Annotated in this window: 13 protein-coding genes and 1 tRNA gene; 11 read left to right on the plus strand and 3 right to left on the minus strand. The window is 67.2% G+C overall.

All coding sequences use genetic code 11. The annotated features are described in order from the left end of the window. The first annotated feature begins 6 nt into the window (after positions 1-6). The 7 genes from AC5RUO_RS05160 to AC5RUO_RS05190 all read left to right on the plus strand — a co-directional run bounded on the left by AC5RUO_RS05160 (position 7) and on the right by AC5RUO_RS05190 (position 10,984). A complete protein-coding gene (locus tag AC5RUO_RS05160) occupies positions 7-1,143 on the plus strand; it encodes a GuaB3 family IMP dehydrogenase-related protein (RefSeq protein WP_494008862.1) in 1,137 nt (378 codons plus the stop codon). Between the two features lie 109 nt (positions 1,144-1,252). Next, positions 1,253-2,992: a glycerol-3-phosphate dehydrogenase/oxidase gene (locus AC5RUO_RS05165; protein WP_494008861.1), complete on the plus strand. Its 1,740-nt coding sequence runs from the start codon at positions 1,253-1,255 to the stop codon at positions 2,990-2,992. A 40-nt stretch (positions 2,993-3,032) separates the two neighbouring features. Continuing rightward, positions 3,033-3,521, plus strand: a complete 489-nt coding sequence (locus AC5RUO_RS05170; RefSeq protein ID WP_494102973.1) for a PTS sugar transporter subunit IIA — start codon at positions 3,033-3,035, stop codon at positions 3,519-3,521. A 75-nt stretch (positions 3,522-3,596) separates the two neighbouring features. Then, positions 3,597-4,466: an SURF1 family protein gene (locus tag AC5RUO_RS05175; RefSeq protein ID WP_494008859.1), complete on the plus strand. Its 870-nt coding sequence runs from the start codon at positions 3,597-3,599 to the stop codon at positions 4,464-4,466. Next, the gene (locus tag AC5RUO_RS05180) at positions 4,463-4,975 is read left to right on the plus strand and encodes a DUF3817 domain-containing protein (RefSeq protein WP_494008858.1); all 513 of its coding nucleotides are present in this window, start codon (positions 4,463-4,465) and stop codon (positions 4,973-4,975) included. Before AC5RUO_RS05175 ends, AC5RUO_RS05180 begins: the two co-directional genes overlap by 4 nt. A 100-nt stretch (positions 4,976-5,075) precedes the next feature. After that, the gene (gene guaA / locus AC5RUO_RS05185) at positions 5,076-6,665 is read left to right on the plus strand and encodes a glutamine-hydrolyzing GMP synthase (RefSeq protein WP_494008857.1); all 1,590 of its coding nucleotides are present in this window, start codon (positions 5,076-5,078) and stop codon (positions 6,663-6,665) included. Between the two features lie 128 nt (positions 6,666-6,793). Next, positions 6,794-10,984: an AAA family ATPase gene (locus AC5RUO_RS05190; RefSeq protein ID WP_494102974.1), complete on the plus strand. Its 4,191-nt coding sequence runs from the start codon at positions 6,794-6,796 to the stop codon at positions 10,982-10,984. Between the two features lie 39 nt (positions 10,985-11,023). Here the strand turns inward: AC5RUO_RS05190 and AC5RUO_RS05195 are convergent, their stop codons facing one another. The 3 genes from AC5RUO_RS05195 to AC5RUO_RS05205 form a co-directional block, all read right to left on the minus strand. Continuing rightward, entirely contained in the window at positions 11,024-11,758 is a 735-nt protein-coding gene (locus AC5RUO_RS05195) for an RcpC/CpaB family pilus assembly protein (RefSeq protein ID WP_494102975.1), read from the minus strand. A gap of 105 nt (positions 11,759-11,863) precedes the next feature. Then, a complete protein-coding gene (locus tag AC5RUO_RS05200) occupies positions 11,864-12,142 on the minus strand; it encodes an FmdB family zinc ribbon protein (protein ID WP_494008854.1) in 279 nt (92 codons plus the stop codon). Positions 12,143-12,256: 114 nt separating this feature from the next. Further along, positions 12,257-12,877: a 5-formyltetrahydrofolate cyclo-ligase gene (locus AC5RUO_RS05205; protein ID WP_494102976.1), complete on the minus strand. Its 621-nt coding sequence runs from the start codon at positions 12,875-12,877 to the stop codon at positions 12,257-12,259. Between the two features lie 108 nt (positions 12,878-12,985). Between AC5RUO_RS05205 and galU the strand changes: the two genes are divergently transcribed. From galU to AC5RUO_RS05225, 4 genes are all read left to right on the plus strand, one after another. Then, the gene (galU, locus tag AC5RUO_RS05210) at positions 12,986-13,891 is read left to right on the plus strand and encodes a UTP--glucose-1-phosphate uridylyltransferase GalU (protein ID WP_494008852.1); all 906 of its coding nucleotides are present in this window, start codon (positions 12,986-12,988) and stop codon (positions 13,889-13,891) included. Positions 13,892-13,896: 5 nt separating this feature from the next. Further along, the gene (locus AC5RUO_RS05215; protein WP_494102977.1) at positions 13,897-14,517 is read left to right on the plus strand and encodes a GNAT family N-acetyltransferase; all 621 of its coding nucleotides are present in this window, start codon (positions 13,897-13,899) and stop codon (positions 14,515-14,517) included. 105 nt (positions 14,518-14,622) lie between these two features. Continuing rightward, complete coding sequence (locus AC5RUO_RS05220) at positions 14,623-15,534, plus strand: hypothetical protein (protein WP_494103380.1); 912 nt, start codon at positions 14,623-14,625, stop codon at positions 15,532-15,534. Positions 15,535-15,664: 130 nt separating this feature from the next. Continuing rightward, a tRNA-Ala gene (locus tag AC5RUO_RS05225) sits at positions 15,665-15,737 on the plus strand. The last annotated feature ends 98 nt before the right edge of the window (positions 15,738-15,835 follow it).

A 15,835-nucleotide genomic window follows, 5' to 3' on the forward strand; every position in this document is an offset into this window, starting at 1 on the left:
AGAGCAGTGACTTATGAGATCGAGATCGGCCGTGGCAAGCGTGGGCGTCGTGCCTACTCCCTGGATGACATAGCAATCGTCCCCAACCGTCGCACCCGCGACCCCAAGGACGTCTCCGTCTCCTGGCAGATCGATGCCTACCAGTTCAGCATGCCCGTCATTGCGGCACCCATGGATTCGGCCATGTCCCCGGCAACCGCCATCACCCTCGGCAAGCTTGGCGGCCTGGGCGTGCTTGACCTTGAGGGCCTCTGGACGCGCTACGAGGATCCGCAGGCCATCCTGGACGAGATCGGCGCACTGCAGGACGAGACCAACAGCCCCGCCGTGACGCGTCGGATGCAGGAGCTGTACCAGGCACCCATCCAGCCCGAACTCATCACCACCCGCCTCGCCGAGATGCGCGACGCCGGCGTCACTGTTGCCGGCTCCCTGACCCCGCAGCGCACGCAGGAACACTACAAGACCGTGGTGGCCGCGGGCGTCGACATCTTCGTGATCCGGGGGACCACCGTCTCGGCGGAGCATGTGTCCAAGGACCACGAGCCGCTGAACCTGAAGCAGTTCATCTATGAGCTTGACGTCCCGGTCATCGTGGGCGGTGCGGCCGGCTACACCCCTGCACTGCACCTCATGCGAACCGGTGCGGCCGGCGTGCTGGTCGGCTTCGGCGGCGGCGCCACAACCACCACGCGCCGCGCGCTGGGCATCCACTCGCCCATGGCCTCCGCCATCTCCGACGTCGCCGCCGCCCGCCGCGACTACATGGACGAGTCCGGCGGCCGGTACGTGCATGTGATCGCCGACGGCGGCATGGGCGCCTCCGGCGACATCGTCAAGGCCATCGCCATGGGCGCCGACGCCGTCATGCTGGGCAGCGCCCTGGCACGTGCCGAGGAGGCACCCGGCAAGGGCTGGCACTGGGGGCAGGAAGCGCACCACCTGGAACTCCCGCGCGGGGACCGGGTCAACGTGGGCACGGTCGGCCCGCTGGAGGAAGTCCTCTTCGGGCCGGGCCACCACACCAACGGAACATCCAACCTGATCGGGGCCCTCCGCCGTTCGATGGCTACCACGGGCTATTCGGACCTCAAGGAATTCCAGCGGGTCGACGTCGTCGTATCCCCTTACGAAGGGAACTGACCCGCAAGGGAAGGCCAGGGGCGGCGTCCGTCCCCGGCCTTCCTGCCAAGCGGGCCCCCAGCAAGTAGTGTGGTCCTACTACCGGCACTAGAGGCACTGGAGGCGTTCGATGAAGACTGTTCCTGCTCATGGCGGGGCACTCGGCCCGGCAGCCAGGGAAGCAGCCATCCAGCGGCTTCGTGACACCTCAGGGCCCGGCCAGGAACTGGACATCCTCATTGTCGGCGGCGGCATCGTCGGCACCGGAGCAGCCCTCGACGCCGTCACCCGGGGACTGAGCGTCGGCATCGTCGAAGCCAGTGACTGGGCAGCGGGGACCTCGTCCCGGTCCTCCAAGCTCATCCACGGCGGCCTGCGCTATCTTGAAATGCTCGACTTCGCGCTGGTGAAGGAAGCCCTGCAGGAGCGCGGGCTGCTGCTCTCCGAGCTCGCGCCGCACCTGGCCCGGCCGGTGCCCTTCCTGTACCCGCTCACCAAACCCTTCATCGAGCGCCCGTATGTGGGCGCCGGCATCGCGCTGTACGATGCTATGTCCATCTCCAGCGGACACAGCCGCGGCGTTCCCTTCCATAAGCACCTGTCGAAGCGCGGCACATTGCGCGCCGCTCCGAGCCTGAAGAACGATGCGTTCGTGGGTTCCATCAGGTACTACGACGGGCAGGTGGATGATGCCAAGTACGTCGCCAACCTGGTCCGCACCGCCGCGTACTACGGCGCCCACGCCGTCAACCAGATGGCCGTGGTGGACTTCCTGCGCGAAGGCGAACGCGTTGTGGGGGCCAAGGTGGTCAACCGTGAGGACGGCACGCAGTTCAATATCCGCGCCAAGCAGGTCATCAACGCCACCGGCGTCTGGACCGACGAAACCCAGGCGATGGTGACCGAACGCGGCCAGCTGAAGGTGCGGGCCTCCAAGGGGATCCACCTGGTGGTGCCCCGCGACCGCTTCCAGTCCACCGTGGGACTGATCCTGCGCACCGAAAAATCGGTGCTGTTCGTCATCCCGTGGGGCCGGCACTGGATCATCGGCACCACGGACACCGACTGGAATCTGGACAAGGCCCATCCGGCAGCATCCAGCAAAGACATCGACTACATCCTCGAGCACGTCAACAGGGTCCTCAAGCGGCCGCTCACCCGCGAAGATGTTGAAGGCGTGTACGCCGGGCTGCGGCCCCTCCTCGCCGGCGAAAACGACTCCACCGCCAAGCTGTCACGCGAACACGTGGTGGCGCACCCGGTCCCCGGCCTCGTCGTCGTCGCGGGTGGAAAATGGACCACCTACCGGGTGATGGCCAAGGACGCCGTGGACGAGGCCACGCGCACCATGGACGAGCGGGTCCCGCCGAGCTGCACGGAAACCATCCCGCTGCTTGGGGCCCACGGCTTCCGCGCGGCATGGAACCGACGGAACCGGACCGCCGAGGAATCGGGCGTGCATGTGGCCCGGATCGAGCACCTGCTCAACCGGTACGGGTCCCTGATCCCGGAGGTGCTGGCCCTCATCGAAGAGAACCCGGCGCTGGCCGAGCCGATTCCGGGAGCCGACGACTACCTCCAGGCCGAGGCCGTCTACGCGGCAACACACGAGGGGGCGCGGCACGTGCACGACGTGCTGACCCGGCGGACGCGGATCTCGATTGAAGCGTGGGACCGCGGTGTGTCCGCGGTCCCGGTTGTCGCTAAACTGATGGGTGACGTCCTCGGCTGGAGCGACGCGCAGCGCGAAAATGAGGTGCGGCACTACATTGCGCGCGTGGAGGCCGAACGCCTCAGCCAGCAACAGCCGGACGACAAATCCGCAGACGCCGCCCGCCTGGGCGTGGAAGACATCGTGCCCTTGCGCTGAGGGGCCGGATGCCCCGTACTGCCGACTGAAGGGAAACGCCTTGGCGGAAGCACTTGACCCGTATGATGCGGACCTCACCACCCCCGAGATGGTGATCCTGGAGATGGAGGCATCGGACAAGGCCGACGCCGCAACCCAGCTCGCGGAACGGCTCCACGCCGCCGGGCGCGTCTCGAACCTTGAGGGGTTCCTGCAGCACGTCAACGCCCGCGAGCACCAGCTGGCCACCGGACTTCCGGGTGGAATCGGCCTGCCGCACGCGCGCAGCGAGTTCGTGACCCGCACGTCCATTGCGGTGGGCGTCGCCAAATACGGCTCCGCCCTGGACTTCGGTGCAGCCGACGGCCCCGCAACGCTGATCCTTCTGATTGCCACCCCCGCCAGCTCCTTCTCCGACCACCTTGAAGTCCTGGCGACCCTGGCCAGGTCCCTGTCCAAGGAATCGTTCCGCGAATCCCTGCGGCGCGCCTACGACGCCGACATCATTTCCGAACTGATCAACTCCAGCCTGGTCTTTTTCGACCACTGATCCGGTGCCCCCGCCGCAGATGCCGCCGGCGTCGGCGTTTAGCTGTTCTACAAAGGTACGAAGTACGGTTAAGACGTGTGGAAAACTGCCCTTAAACCCCGCTGGATCGCCGGATTTGTTTTTGCGATCGCCATTTCCGGGGTCTTCGTGCTGCTCAGCCAGTGGCAGTTCGGGCGCTCCACGCAGCCCGAGGCCCCGGTCAACCCTGCCACCGAACAGGTCCAGCCGCTGACCGATACCCTCCAGCCGGGCGAGTTTTTCCACGGTACCGACGCCGACCAAATGGTCAGCGCGCGGGGCAGCTACGACCCCGACAAACAGGTCCTGGTCCCGGGCCGCCTGCACGACGGCAAAACGGGCTACTGGGTGGTTGCCGCCTTCGCCGTCGACGGCGCCCCGGCGCTGACCGGCGCTGCGGCCTCGCCGCAAACCTGGATCCCCGTGGCCCGCGGATGGGTGGCCGACCCCGCCGACGCGCCAGCGCCGCCGTCGGGCGCTGTTGAACTGACCGGGCGGCTCCTGCCGTCCGAGGCCCCCCTCGCCAAAACGGCACCGCAGCCCGGCCAGGCGACCGCCGTCTCCGTGGCCGAACTCATCAACTACTGGGAGATCAGCAGCTACCCGGGCTTCGTGGCCGCCACCGCCGAAGTGGCAGGGGGAGCGGACGTCAGCCCCGCCGCCGTGCCCGGCGACCTGCTGCCCCTGGAGATCGGGCCGCAGCCGCCCGGGCAGCAGATCAACTGGCTCAACCTCTTCTACTCCCTCGAATGGGTGGTCTTCGCCGGGTTCGCCCTGTTCATCTGGTGGCGGCTGGTCAAGGACGACTACCACCGGGACCTGGAAGAGGGCCTTGACGATGAACACCACGAGGCCGGTCCGGACCCCGGACAGCAGCCTGACCAGAACCAGCACCCGGAACCGACCCAGCAAAAGGTACAGCCATGATTGAACCGAAACCCGCCACCTCCGCAGCAGGCGGCAACACAGCCGGCAAGGCCGCAGGCAAGAAGCGGCGCTTTGGCGGCACCGAGGCGCAGATCCGCTCGGCCCTGAAGTTCTACAAGGTGCTGGCCTACCTCACCGGCGCCATGCTGCTCCTGCTCTGCGCCGAACTGATCGCCCGGTACGGCTTCGGCCAATACCTGTTCGCCGGCGGCACCAACGCCGTGACGGGGCAGCCCTTCGGCTTCGGGTTCGCCGACGCCGAGCCTCCGGGCGTGCTGGACGGGGTCAACCTGTCCGTCACCGTCCTGATCGTGCACGGCTGGATGTACGTGGTGTACCTGATGTCCAACTTCCGGCTCTGGTCGCTCATGCGCTGGCCATTCCTCAAGCTGATCCTGCTCGCCCTCGGCGGCGTCATCCCGTTCCTGTCCTTCATCGTGGAGAAGAAGTTCCACGCCGAGGTGGAGGCCGAGCTGGCCGCCAACCCGCAAGCACGGCAGCGGTACTAGTCCCCGGCACCCGGGCCGCCGCCCGCCGTCGGACGTCTGCTCCGTCACAGCACCGCCTCTCAAGGTGCGCCGGTGCAACGGCGCAAAGTAGGCTATTACGGTGACTACTCCCACTGCATCCCAGACTTCCCAGAAGCCGGTGCTGGTAGTTGACTACGGTGCCCAGTACGCGCAGCTGATTGCACGCCGCGTCCGGGAAGCAAACGTGTATTCGGAAGTGGTTCCGCATACCTACTCCACCGAGCAGCTCCTCGCCAAGAATCCGGCCGCCATCATCCTTTCCGGCGGGCCCTCCAGCGTCTACGCGGACGGCGCCCCGACCGTCGGTGCCGACCTCTTCGAGGCCGGTGTTCCGGTCTTCGGCATCTGCTACGGCTTCCAGGCCATGGCGAACGCCCTGGGCGGCAAGGTGGACAAGACCGGCCTGCGGGAGTACGGCTCCACGGAAACCACCATCCTTGGCGAGGGACGCTCCGTCCTGGAGGGCATGCCACAGCACCAGAAGACCTGGATGAGCCACGGTGACTCCGTCCACCTGGCCCCGGAGGGCTTCGAGGTGCTGGCGACGACGGCGGGCGCCGAAGTGGCTGCCTTCGCCAACGAGGAAAAGGGCCTCTTCGGCGTGCAGTGGCATCCCGAGGTCAAGCACTCCGCCTACGGCCAGCAGGTGCTTGAGAACTTCCTGTTCAACTGCGCCAAGATCGAAGCCAACTGGACCACCGGCAACATTGTCGAGGAACAGGTGGAGCGCATCCGCCAGCAGGTGGGGGACGCCCGCGTGATCTGCGGCCTCTCCGGCGGCGTGGACTCAGCCGTCGCTGCTGCCCTGGTGCAGCGCGCCGTGGGCGACCAGCTCACCTGTGTCTTCGTGGACCACGGCCTGCTGCGTGAAGGCGAAGCCGAACAGGTGGAACGGGACTTCGTTGCCGCCACCGGCGTGAAGCTCTACGTCGCCAACGAGCAGGAGCGCTTCCTGTCCGCCCTCGCCGGCGTCAGCGATCCCGAGACCAAGCGCAAGATCATCGGCCGCGAGTTCATCCGTGCCTTCGAAGAGGCCGAGCTGGCCATCATCGCCGAGGCCGCGGCACACGGCGAGAAGATCAAGTTCCTCGTCCAGGGCACCCTGTATCCGGATGTCGTCGAATCCGGCGGCGGCGAAGGTGCGGCGAACATCAAGAGCCACCACAACGTGGGCGGGCTTCCCGAGGACCTGCAGTTCGAACTCGTCGAGCCGCTCCGGGCACTGTTCAAGGACGAGGTCCGCGCCGTCGGCGCCCAGCTTGGGCTGCCGCAGGAGATCGTGGGCCGCCAGCCGTTCCCCGGACCAGGGCTGGGCATCCGGATCGTCGGCGAAGTCACCAAGGAGCGCCTGGACCTGCTGCGCAAGGCCGACGCCATTGCCCGGGCCGAGCTGACCGCCGCCGGGCTGGACAACGACGTATGGCAGATGCCCGTGGTCCTGCTGGCCGATGTCCGCAGCGTGGGCGTCATGGGTGACGGCCGCACCTACGGCCACCCCATCGTGCTCCGCCCTGTCTCCTCCGAGGACGCCATGACCGCTGACTGGTCGCGGCTCCCGTACGACCTCCTGGCCAGGATTTCGAACCGGATCACCAACGAGGTGGACGGCGTCAACCGCGTGGTGCTGGACGTCACCAGCAAGCCGCCGGGAACCATCGAATGGGAATAGCGTTCTGAGTGGCCGGCCTCCGATACGGAGGCCGGCCACTCCTGTTTCCGGATCAAATCTCCGCAATTTCGGGCACTCCAGTGTTGCGGTCTCTCGAGTCCGGCGCCGGAGCGGCTACGCTCGAACGTATGCCGGTATGGTCCAGGGCGTCACGCGCAAGCGCAGAAAAGAAGGCAGTAGTGTCAGTTGGTCAAGGCCACCCGGAAGGCTCGGAAGAGCTTCGCAAATGGCTGTCCGGGCTCAAACCCGTCACGGGTGCAGACACGATGCTGCGCTTCACCAAGACCCCTGAGGGCTCCATTGACCTGACCCACGCCCACCCGTCCGGTCTTGCCCAGCTCATGGCCGGGCGCCGCACCCGCCTGTCCACCCTGATCCGGGACCGGCAGCAGTACCTCGTGGCCGCGCGGGCCTCACGCAACATCCGCTCCAAGATTTTCGAACTCGCCAACGACCGCGGGATCGACGCCGGCTACCTCTCGGCCGGCACGGTGGTGTGGACGTCCGCCGTCGGCGGCAAGCCGCAGCGTATCTCGGCGCCCGTCATGCTCACCGCGATTTCCCTGACCGTCCGCCCGGGCGAAGACGACTACGAGCTCCAGCTGACCGAGCAGGCGCACATCAACCCGGCACTGGTCCGGCACCTCAAGACCATCCACGGCATCGTGTTCGACGTCAACGCCGTCACCCGGCTGGCCTACAGCACCGCGCGCTTCGACCCGCAGCCTGTACTGGACCGGCTGGGCACCCTGATCCGGCCCATCCATGGCGCCGAGGCCCAGCACAACCTGCTCGTGTCCACCTTCGCGGACCTGTCCGGCAACCTGGACGACCCCTGGATCAACGATTCCAATCCCATCGTGTCTGCCCTGGCTACCGCAGCCGGGGGAGAAGTGGTGGACGTGGCGGAACCGGATCCGTCCCGTTTCCCGCCACTGGACAGCCGGCACCCCAAGGACGAGCTGCTCCTGCTGGATGCGGACACGGACCAGCAGTACGTCATTGATGCTGCGCGCGCCGGTGATTCCCTGGTGGTCAGCAGCCCGCCCGGCACCGGGCAGACGCAGACGGCCATCAACACCATCGGCGCCCTGGTGGATGCCGGCAAGACCGTCCTGGTAGTGGGCGACCGCCGCGCCAGCCTCAACGAGGTGTCCGGCCAGCTGGAGTCCCTGGGCCTTGAATCCATCCTGTTCCAGCTCTCCGGGAACGTCACCGCGCAGCAGCTGAAAGGCCAGCTGGTCCGGGCCATCGTCCGCAACGAGAAGTCGCTGGAACCACAGCTCGGCAACCTCCACGCCACCCTGACCGAGCACCGCCACGCGCTGATGGACCACGTGGCCTCGCTGCACAATGTCCGGCAGCGGTGGGGATGCTCGCCTTACCAAGCCATGCAGTCGCTGGCGGAACTGACTTCCATCCATCCCGCCCCGGCCACCACCGTCCGGCTCAAGCGGAGCGTCCTGGACAGCATCCGGGACCGTGACGAACTGGCCGGAAGGCTGCGCCGTGCGGCGGAACTGGGCAGCTTCAGCAAGGCCGCAACCACCAGCCCCTGGCACGGGGCACGGCTCCTTACCCGGAAGGAAACCGAGGAAGCCCAGGAGCTGGTCCGTTCCGTGGCGAAGAGCCTGCCTGCCCTGCGGGAGCGCATGAATGCCGTGGCAGAGCACGCCGAGATCCGCCTCGGTGAATCCTTCGCCGAATGGGGCGAGCAGCTGGAACTGCTGGTGGCAGTCCGCGGCAGCCTGGACAAGTTCACCCCGGACATCTTCGACCGGCCGGTGACCGACCTCATCTCCGCCACCGCCCCTTCCGCCTGGCGGCGGGAACGCGGCATCGAGATGACCTCCATGCAGCGGTCCCGGCTGCGCAGGGTCGCTAAGGAATACGTCCGGCCCGGCGTCCACATCGCCGACCTGCACAGCTCCCTGGTCCTGGTCCAGGAACAGCGGGCCCTGTGGGCAGGCTACGCCACCACCCAGCGGCACCCGGCTGTTCCGTCCGGGCTTGCCGAGATGAACGCCATGTACCGGGAACTGGACCGCGAGCTCACCCAGCTGGGAGAGGCCCTGAAGCATACCGAGGCGGGCGGTTCGCTCTCCACGGTCCGGTACGGGGAACTCATGGACCGCCTCGAGCGGCTGGTGGCGGATACGGACACGCTCAAGACCCTGCCGGAACGAACGCTGCTGGTGGAAAACATGCGTGAGCACGGGCTGGGCGAGCTTTTGGCTGACCTGGCCGAGCGGGAAGTGCCCGCCGCTTCCGTCGCCGCCGAGCTGGAGCTCGCCTGGTGGCAGTCTGCGCTTGAGGCGATGATCAGCGGCGACGACTACCTGGCAATGTCCGACGGCGACGCCCTCCGGCAGCTCGAAGCCGAGTACCGGCTCGCGGACAATGCGCACATCGCCAGCGGGGCGGCCAGGCTCCGCTGGGACCTTGCCGAGCGCTGGCGCGCCGCGATCGCCGGGCAGCCGCGCCAGGCCGACCTCCTGCGCAGCCTGCTCAAGGACGGCCGCGTGTCGCTGCCGGCGCTGACCGCCCAGGCCCCGGACCTTATCGGTACCCTGGTGCCCGTGTGGTCCGTGAGCCCGTACCTGATGACCGGGCTGCTACCGGCAGAGCAACATTTCGACGCCGTGGTCATCCTCGACGCCGAAGCCACCTCGCTGCAGGCGGTACTTCCCTCCATTGCGCGCGCACGCCAGGTGATTGCCTTCGGCGACGCCCGCATCGCCAGCCCGCGCACCTTCACCGTGGGTGTGGAGCGGCTGGCGCCCGGTGAATCGGCGCACCAGCGGGTGGAGAGTGCCTTCACCGCGTTGTCCGCCGTGCTGCCGGTGTGGCGGCTGAACTTCGTTTACCGCGCGGTGGACGAGGACCTGGTCCTGCAGCTGAGCAAGAACTTCTACGACGGCGGTCTCCGCCGGCTGCCGGAGGGACAGTCGGCTACGGGGCTGGACCGGTCCCTGCTGGTGGAGTACCTGCCGGACGGAACCGGGTTGCCCAGCGCCGACCATGAAGGCGTTGAATCCGTGGTGGCCGAGGTCAACCGGGTGGTGGAGCTGGTCTTTGAACACGCCCGCCTGCGCCCGCGCACCTCGCTGGCCGTGGTGACCGCCAGCCTTCGCCACGCTGCCCGGATCGGTGAGGCCATCAGGCTCCAGCTGCCCAACCACCCCGGACTCGCCGGGTTCTTCGGCGCGGGCCCGGAGTCGTTCCGGGTGGTGGACCTTGAGCGGGCCCAGGGCCTGGTGCGCGACCACGTCATTTTCTCACCGGGCTTCGGCCGGACACCGCATGGGCGCGCCCTGCACAGCTTCGGGCCGCTGTCCGCCGAGGGAGGGCGGGAAAAGTTCGCCCTCGCGATGACCCGCGCCCGGCGCTCGATGCACGTTCTGACGTGCTTCCGGCCTGAGGACCTGGACCACACCCGGCTGACGCACGGGGCAGTGGACCTGTATGCCCTGCTGGACCGGGAAATCTCGGGCAACACGGATCTCGGTACGCCCGCGTCCCGCGCTGCCGCCAGCGAACAGGCGCTCGGCGCCGACCCGCTCGTGGCGGACCTGGGCGACCGGCTGCTGGCACGCGGTGCGCGGGTCTGGCACCAGTACGACGGCGCCATCGACGTGGTGGCCGCCGCCGATCCGCTTAACACCATGGGCCAGGACGACGCCGATCTTCCGTGGCCGGTGGCTATCGAGTCCGACGGCACGGAACAGTACCGCACCATGAGTGTCCGGGAGCGGAGCAGGCTGCGTCCCCAGCTGCTCGAACGGCTTGGCTGGCGGTACATGCCATTGTGGACCATCGAGGTTTTCACTGATCCGTCCGCCTGTGCAGACCGGATCGCCAAGTACCTCGGACTGGAAAAGGTTGTACTTCCGGGGCGGGTGGCTTCGCCCGGATTCCTTGACGACGACGTCGACCAGGCGCTGAATGATATTGATGCCGTGGCGGAGTCCGCTCCGGCATCGAACGTTACGCGTTTCCCGGGCCCGGCTTCCGGACGGCGGGCCGGCAACGCAGCACGTGCCGGTCATCAGGCAGCACCCGCCGCGGACCGGCAGGACAGCAAGGAGGCGGCCCAGGTGGGCAGCGACGAGAAGACCAACAGCACCAACAGCGAAGCGCGGCCCGCGGACGGTGACGAGACAGCGGAAGCGCCTGCGTCGGCCACCCGGGGCGGCCAGAAGCCGGCCCAGGGCATCCTGCCCGCCCGGGCTGCCGAGGATGATCCGCGGGCGTGGGGCGACCGTGACGATGACCATGATGCATGGCTGAAGGAACAGAAGCCGCCGCACTGGGGGTGACACCTTCGTAGGCCCCGGCGCCGCCAAGGAGGCAGCCTGTTACGGCGGCCCGACCAGGACAAAGAACAGCTTGCCTTGCGTGGAGGCGCCCGCCAGCCGGGCCGCCTGTTCCGCGTTTGCGGCCACGACGATCAGGCCGTCAGTCTCCTGCGTGCCAAGCCATTGCCCGCCCTGGCCGCCGGTTGCCGAGGTCCACAGCACGGGCACCGCCGCGGCCAGGACTTCGGACGGTGTTTGCTGGTCGAAACCGTTCCCCGCGGTCAGCACCACGTTCACCAGCTGCCCGGGGGAGACCAACTGGATGGACGAGGGGTCCGCCATCCGAAGGGGCACTGCAGCTGAGCCGGCAGGACTGCCGGTGAGGAGGCCGGGCCCCAGCAGCTGGGCGTCCGCCAGCAGCTGGCCTTTGCGCAGCGGGGCAGCCAGCTGCCTGCCGGACGCTTCGCCGGGTTCGCGCAGGACTCCGTCCGCGAGCATGCCCGGAGGAACCTGGATCGCGGAAATGTCAGTGGCCGCAAGGGCAGACCCGGCAGGCAGGTCCCGGGCGGCGGCCAGTGCGGTGACGGTGTGGACCGGTTCCGGCGTGAGCTGGTGGACGGTGAGTGCCGCCGCTGCACACAGCAACAGGGCAATGGCAAGCCGGCGGTTGCGGCTCAGCCAGCCGCCAAACCTGGCACTGGGACGGGCAACGGAACGGCCGGACGGAACCGTCCGGCCGGGAGTTCGAAGGAATCCGGAAGCTTCCCGGCGGGCACGGAAGGGATGAGCAGGCATGCCGCCACGCTAGGCGCCCCGGATATGCAAAAGACAGCGGCCCCGCGCCTATGTGGACAATGTCCCATCGGTGCAGGGCCGCCGTCGTAACGGCGGAAGCCGGAATCAGCTGGCGGCGGCCGCAGCTGCCGGAGCGGGAGCGGAAGGTGCCGCCGCCGGAGCAGGCGTGGAAGAAGCCGGCGCCGCGGAGACGGTGTTGCCCTTGGAGTCCCGGGAATCGGTCCGGTAGAAGCCGGAGCCCTTGAACACGACACCCACGCTGTTGAACTTCTTGCGCAGCGCGCCCTGGCATTCGGGGCACGACGTCAGTGAGCTGTCCGAGAACGACTGGACGATGTCGAAGGCGTGGCCGCAATCCTTGCAGGCGTAAGCATATGTTGGCACTGGTGCTCCTCCTCTTGGGCAAACGAGAGGTCCCGTGCTGCCACCTGGTAATCCATTAGCAGTCGCAGGGCCTGAGTGCTAATTCTATCATCCCGTTGCGGCCACCCGCCTGAGCTAGGCGATCTTGCCCAACGGCCTAAGCCCCGACGGGACAAGGACGGCGGGAACAGGACGGTCGAACTCCTCGGCAGGAATCCTGCCCGCCGGGAGGAGTTCATCGTCATAGATAACAGCGGCCAGCGGGATTTCCTTCCCGGCGGTGGCAAGGTGGCCCAGGAACTTGTCGTAGTAGCCGCCGCCCTGGCCCACCCTGTTGCCGTCGAGATCCACGGCGGTAGCAGGGATGAACAGTGCCGTGGCCTCGCCGGCAACATCCGGTCCGTGGCGGGGCCCAACCGGTTCCATGATGGGTGCGTACCTGCTGCGTTCCAGGGTGCTGTCCGGGCCCCAGATAACCCAGCTCAGCTCACGGCCCGGCTCGCAGACGGGGAGCAGGACCTTGTGGCCGTTGCCGTGGAGGGCGGCGATGAGGGGCAGCGTGGGCGGCTCGACGCCGGTACCGAGATACACGCAGAACGTCGCCGGCCTTCCACCGGACATGGATTCGGCCCAGGCGACACCATGCATGGCCAGGGCAGCGCCGGCGGCTTCCAGTTCGGCAGGGGTCAGCGCTGCCCTTCGCCGGCGGTGGGCTGTCCGGATGTCGTCCTTCGCGGTGGCTTGCTGTTGGGCCATTGTGTCTCCTTATTACCCGCGCTGGGGCGGTTGGTACGCCGGTTCCGGGGCGGCTGCCCGCCGGTCCATTGATTACTGAATGCTTGACGCTGACGTTAGATTAGTCCGGTGAGTACCCGTAACCCGAGAGTTCGCAAAGCCGTCATCCCCGCTGCCGGTCTGGGCACCAGGTTCCTTCCTGCCACCAAGGCTATGCCCAAGGAAATGCTGCCCGTGGTGGACAAGCCTGCCATCCAGTATGTAGTGGAGGAAGCCGTGCAGGTGGGGCTGAATGACGTTCTGATGATCACGGGACGTAACAAGCGGGCTTTGGAGGACCACTTTGACCGGGTCCCGGCCCTGGAGTCAACGCTTGCCGACAAAGGGGACACTGAGAAACTGGCATCCATCCAGGCGGCCAGCAACCTTGGCGACATCCATTACGTGCGCCAGGGCGACCCCAACGGGCTGGGCCACGCCGTCCTCCGGGCGAAGCAGCACGTTGGCAATGAAGCCTTTGCCGTGCTGCTGGGGGATGACCTCATTGATGCCCGTGACGAACTGCTCAGCACCATGATCGATGTCCAGGCCAAGACCGGCGGGTCCGTGGTCGCCCTCATCGAGGTGGAACCGTCACAGATCAGCTCCTACGGCTGTGCGGACATCCAGGACATCGACGGCGAAAGCTATGTGCGGGTCAACGGGCTGGTCGAGAAGCCGTCCGCGGATGAAGCGCCGTCAAACCTGGCTGTTATTGGCCGCTACGTCCTGCATCCGTCCGTCTTCGAAGTTCTGGAGCGCACCGGCCCCGGACGCGGCGGAGAGATCCAGCTGACAGACGCGCTGCAGGAGCTCGCCACCGGCGATGGCGAAGGCCGCGGCGTTTACGGTGTTGTGTTCCGGGGGCGCCGCTACGATACGGGCGACAAGCTCAGCTACCTCAAGGCATGCCTGCAGCTCGCCATCGACAGCGAGGACCTGGGCCCGGGCCTGCGGGAGTGGCTGCCGGGGTTCACCGACGGCCTGTCCAAGTAGCAACCGTGCGATTCGGCCCCATCTGGCCCGTGACCTTGGAGTGCGGCGACCTGGTCCTGCGGCCCATCAGGTACCGGGACAAAAAGGAGTGGACGGAGGTCAGGTCCCGCAACAGCGACTGGCTTGCACCGTGGGAGGCGTCCAACCCGGACCCGCGCGGGGGCCTTCCGGACTACCGGCAGATGGTCCGTTCGTTGAATACGCAGGCCGCCCAGGCCACCGCGCTGCCCTTCGTGATCACGGAGAGAACTCCGGGGCTGCGAAATCCGCCAATCATCGGCCAGTTGACGGTCTCCTCCATCGTGTGGGGGTCGGCAATGATGGCCACCCTGGGATATTGGGTGGACCAGGCCAGGGCCGGGCGCGGAATCGCCCCCACTGCAGTGGCCCTGGTGACCGACCACTGCTTCCAGACCCTGGGGCTGCACCGGATGGAAATCAACATCCGGCCTGAAAATGCGCCCAGCCTGCGGGTGGTGGAGAAGCTGGGCTTCCGGGACGAGGGCTACCGGCCCCGCTACCTCCACATCAACGGCGAATGGGCCGACCACCGGTCGTTCGCCCTGACATCGGAAGATGTCCCGGAAGGGCTGTTGACACGCTGGCTCGCCACCAGGCCGTCATAAATCCACTCATTTGCTCCCCGGCCTGCGACACACCGCGGCTAATGCCGCAGCAGGAGGCTTGATGCTCATACGGTTTTGAGTGTGGACTTCCCCCTTAGCAGCTCAGTGATCCTTGTGGTTGCCGTCGTGCTCTGGATTGTGTGGGTTGCCCCCTACGTCCTCCGGAACCGCCGGCACCAGTTCCAGCCCGCCGGTGATTTTCTGGCAGACGCCCCAGCCGAGGAAAGACCGGATCAGCCAGCCGGTCTGGTACTGAACGTCGCCGCCCAGCAGGAGAAGCCCATGGAAGCCATGAAGAGCGCCGGACCCTCCGCCAAGTCTGCCGGCCCGGCACCCGCCGGCCGCCTCCGGATCCGTTACGGCCGGACCGCACTGGCGCTTGCCGGACTCCTGTCTTTGATGACGTCACTGGTTTCCGCAATTCTGCTGCCTTTTGGCCTCGGCTCGCTTTTCCTGCCGCTGGCCTGTGCGGCACTGACGGCGGTGTCCGTCGCCATCCTGCGCTGGCTGGCTGTCCGCGACCGCAAGGCCAAGGTCAACGCGGCTTTTCGCTCGGCCATGAGCGCACCGCCGGTTAGGCACGTATCCGAAAGGATTCCGCCGAAGCCGGAGTCGGCCCCCGCTCCCCGGGAAAGCCCGCTCTTTGACGCCGAGGCCCACCAGCCGAAGGTCCAGCAGTTGACAGCCCAGGAACTTCGCGAGGCAGCCCTGGCCGTTGCCGTGGCGGCCGGTGATCCAAGTGCGGCTGCGGCGGCATCGGGAACTCCCGCTGGTACCCCCTGGGAGCCGGTAGAGGTTCCGAAGCCGGTATACGTTGATGCCGCCAAGGCCGAACGCCCAGAGCCTGAGCCGCTTGAGCTGCCGGCCGCGCCGAAGGCAGTGGGCAAGCCGTCCCTGAAGCAGGGTGCAACGGGGACGCCTGCCGCTGCTGCACCGGCTGCAGAAGCCCAGCAGCTCAGCAAGGCACAGAGCGCACTGAGCAACCTCGACGACGTCCTGCAGCGCCGCCGCGCATAAACCTTGCCGCGCGGTACGACGGCGGCATCCGGGGTGCTGCTGCCCCTCACCAGGGTGCGGATTGGCATTGGGACGGGAAAATTTGTAGCCTAGGGTCACCGGTCCAGCACCTGCACCAAGTGGCCGTTCCGGGGCTATAGCTCAGTTGGTAGAGCGCTTCGTTCGCATCGAAGAGGTCAGGGGTTCAAATCCCCTTAGCTCCACAAATGTGAGGAGTGGGGTCATCCTTCAGGGATGGTTCTGTCCTCGGTAACACCCCGGTCTTCGGACCGGGGTGTTTTGGAATCCGGGATCTGTCAGT

The sequence above is a fragment of the Arthrobacter sp. Y3221087 genome (genome assembly GCF_059089905.1).

Coding starts and splice junctions, on each gene's coding strand:
- AC5RUO_RS05165 (WP_494008861.1), top strand. CDS start 1,253: ATGAAGACTGTTCCTGCTCATGGCGGGGCACTCGGCCCGGCAGCCAGG.
- AC5RUO_RS05180 (WP_494008858.1), top strand. CDS start 4,463: ATGATTGAACCGAAACCCGCCACCTCCGCAGCAGGCGGCAACACAGCC.
- AC5RUO_RS05190 (WP_494102974.1), top strand. CDS start 6,794: ATGCCGGTATGGTCCAGGGCGTCACGCGCAAGCGCAGAAAAGAAGGCA.
- AC5RUO_RS05195 (WP_494102975.1), bottom strand. CDS start 11,758: ATGCCTGCTCATCCCTTCCGTGCCCGCCGGGAAGCTTCCGGATTCCTT.
- AC5RUO_RS05205 (WP_494102976.1), bottom strand. CDS start 12,877: ATGGCCCAACAGCAAGCCACCGCGAAGGACGACATCCGGACAGCCCAC.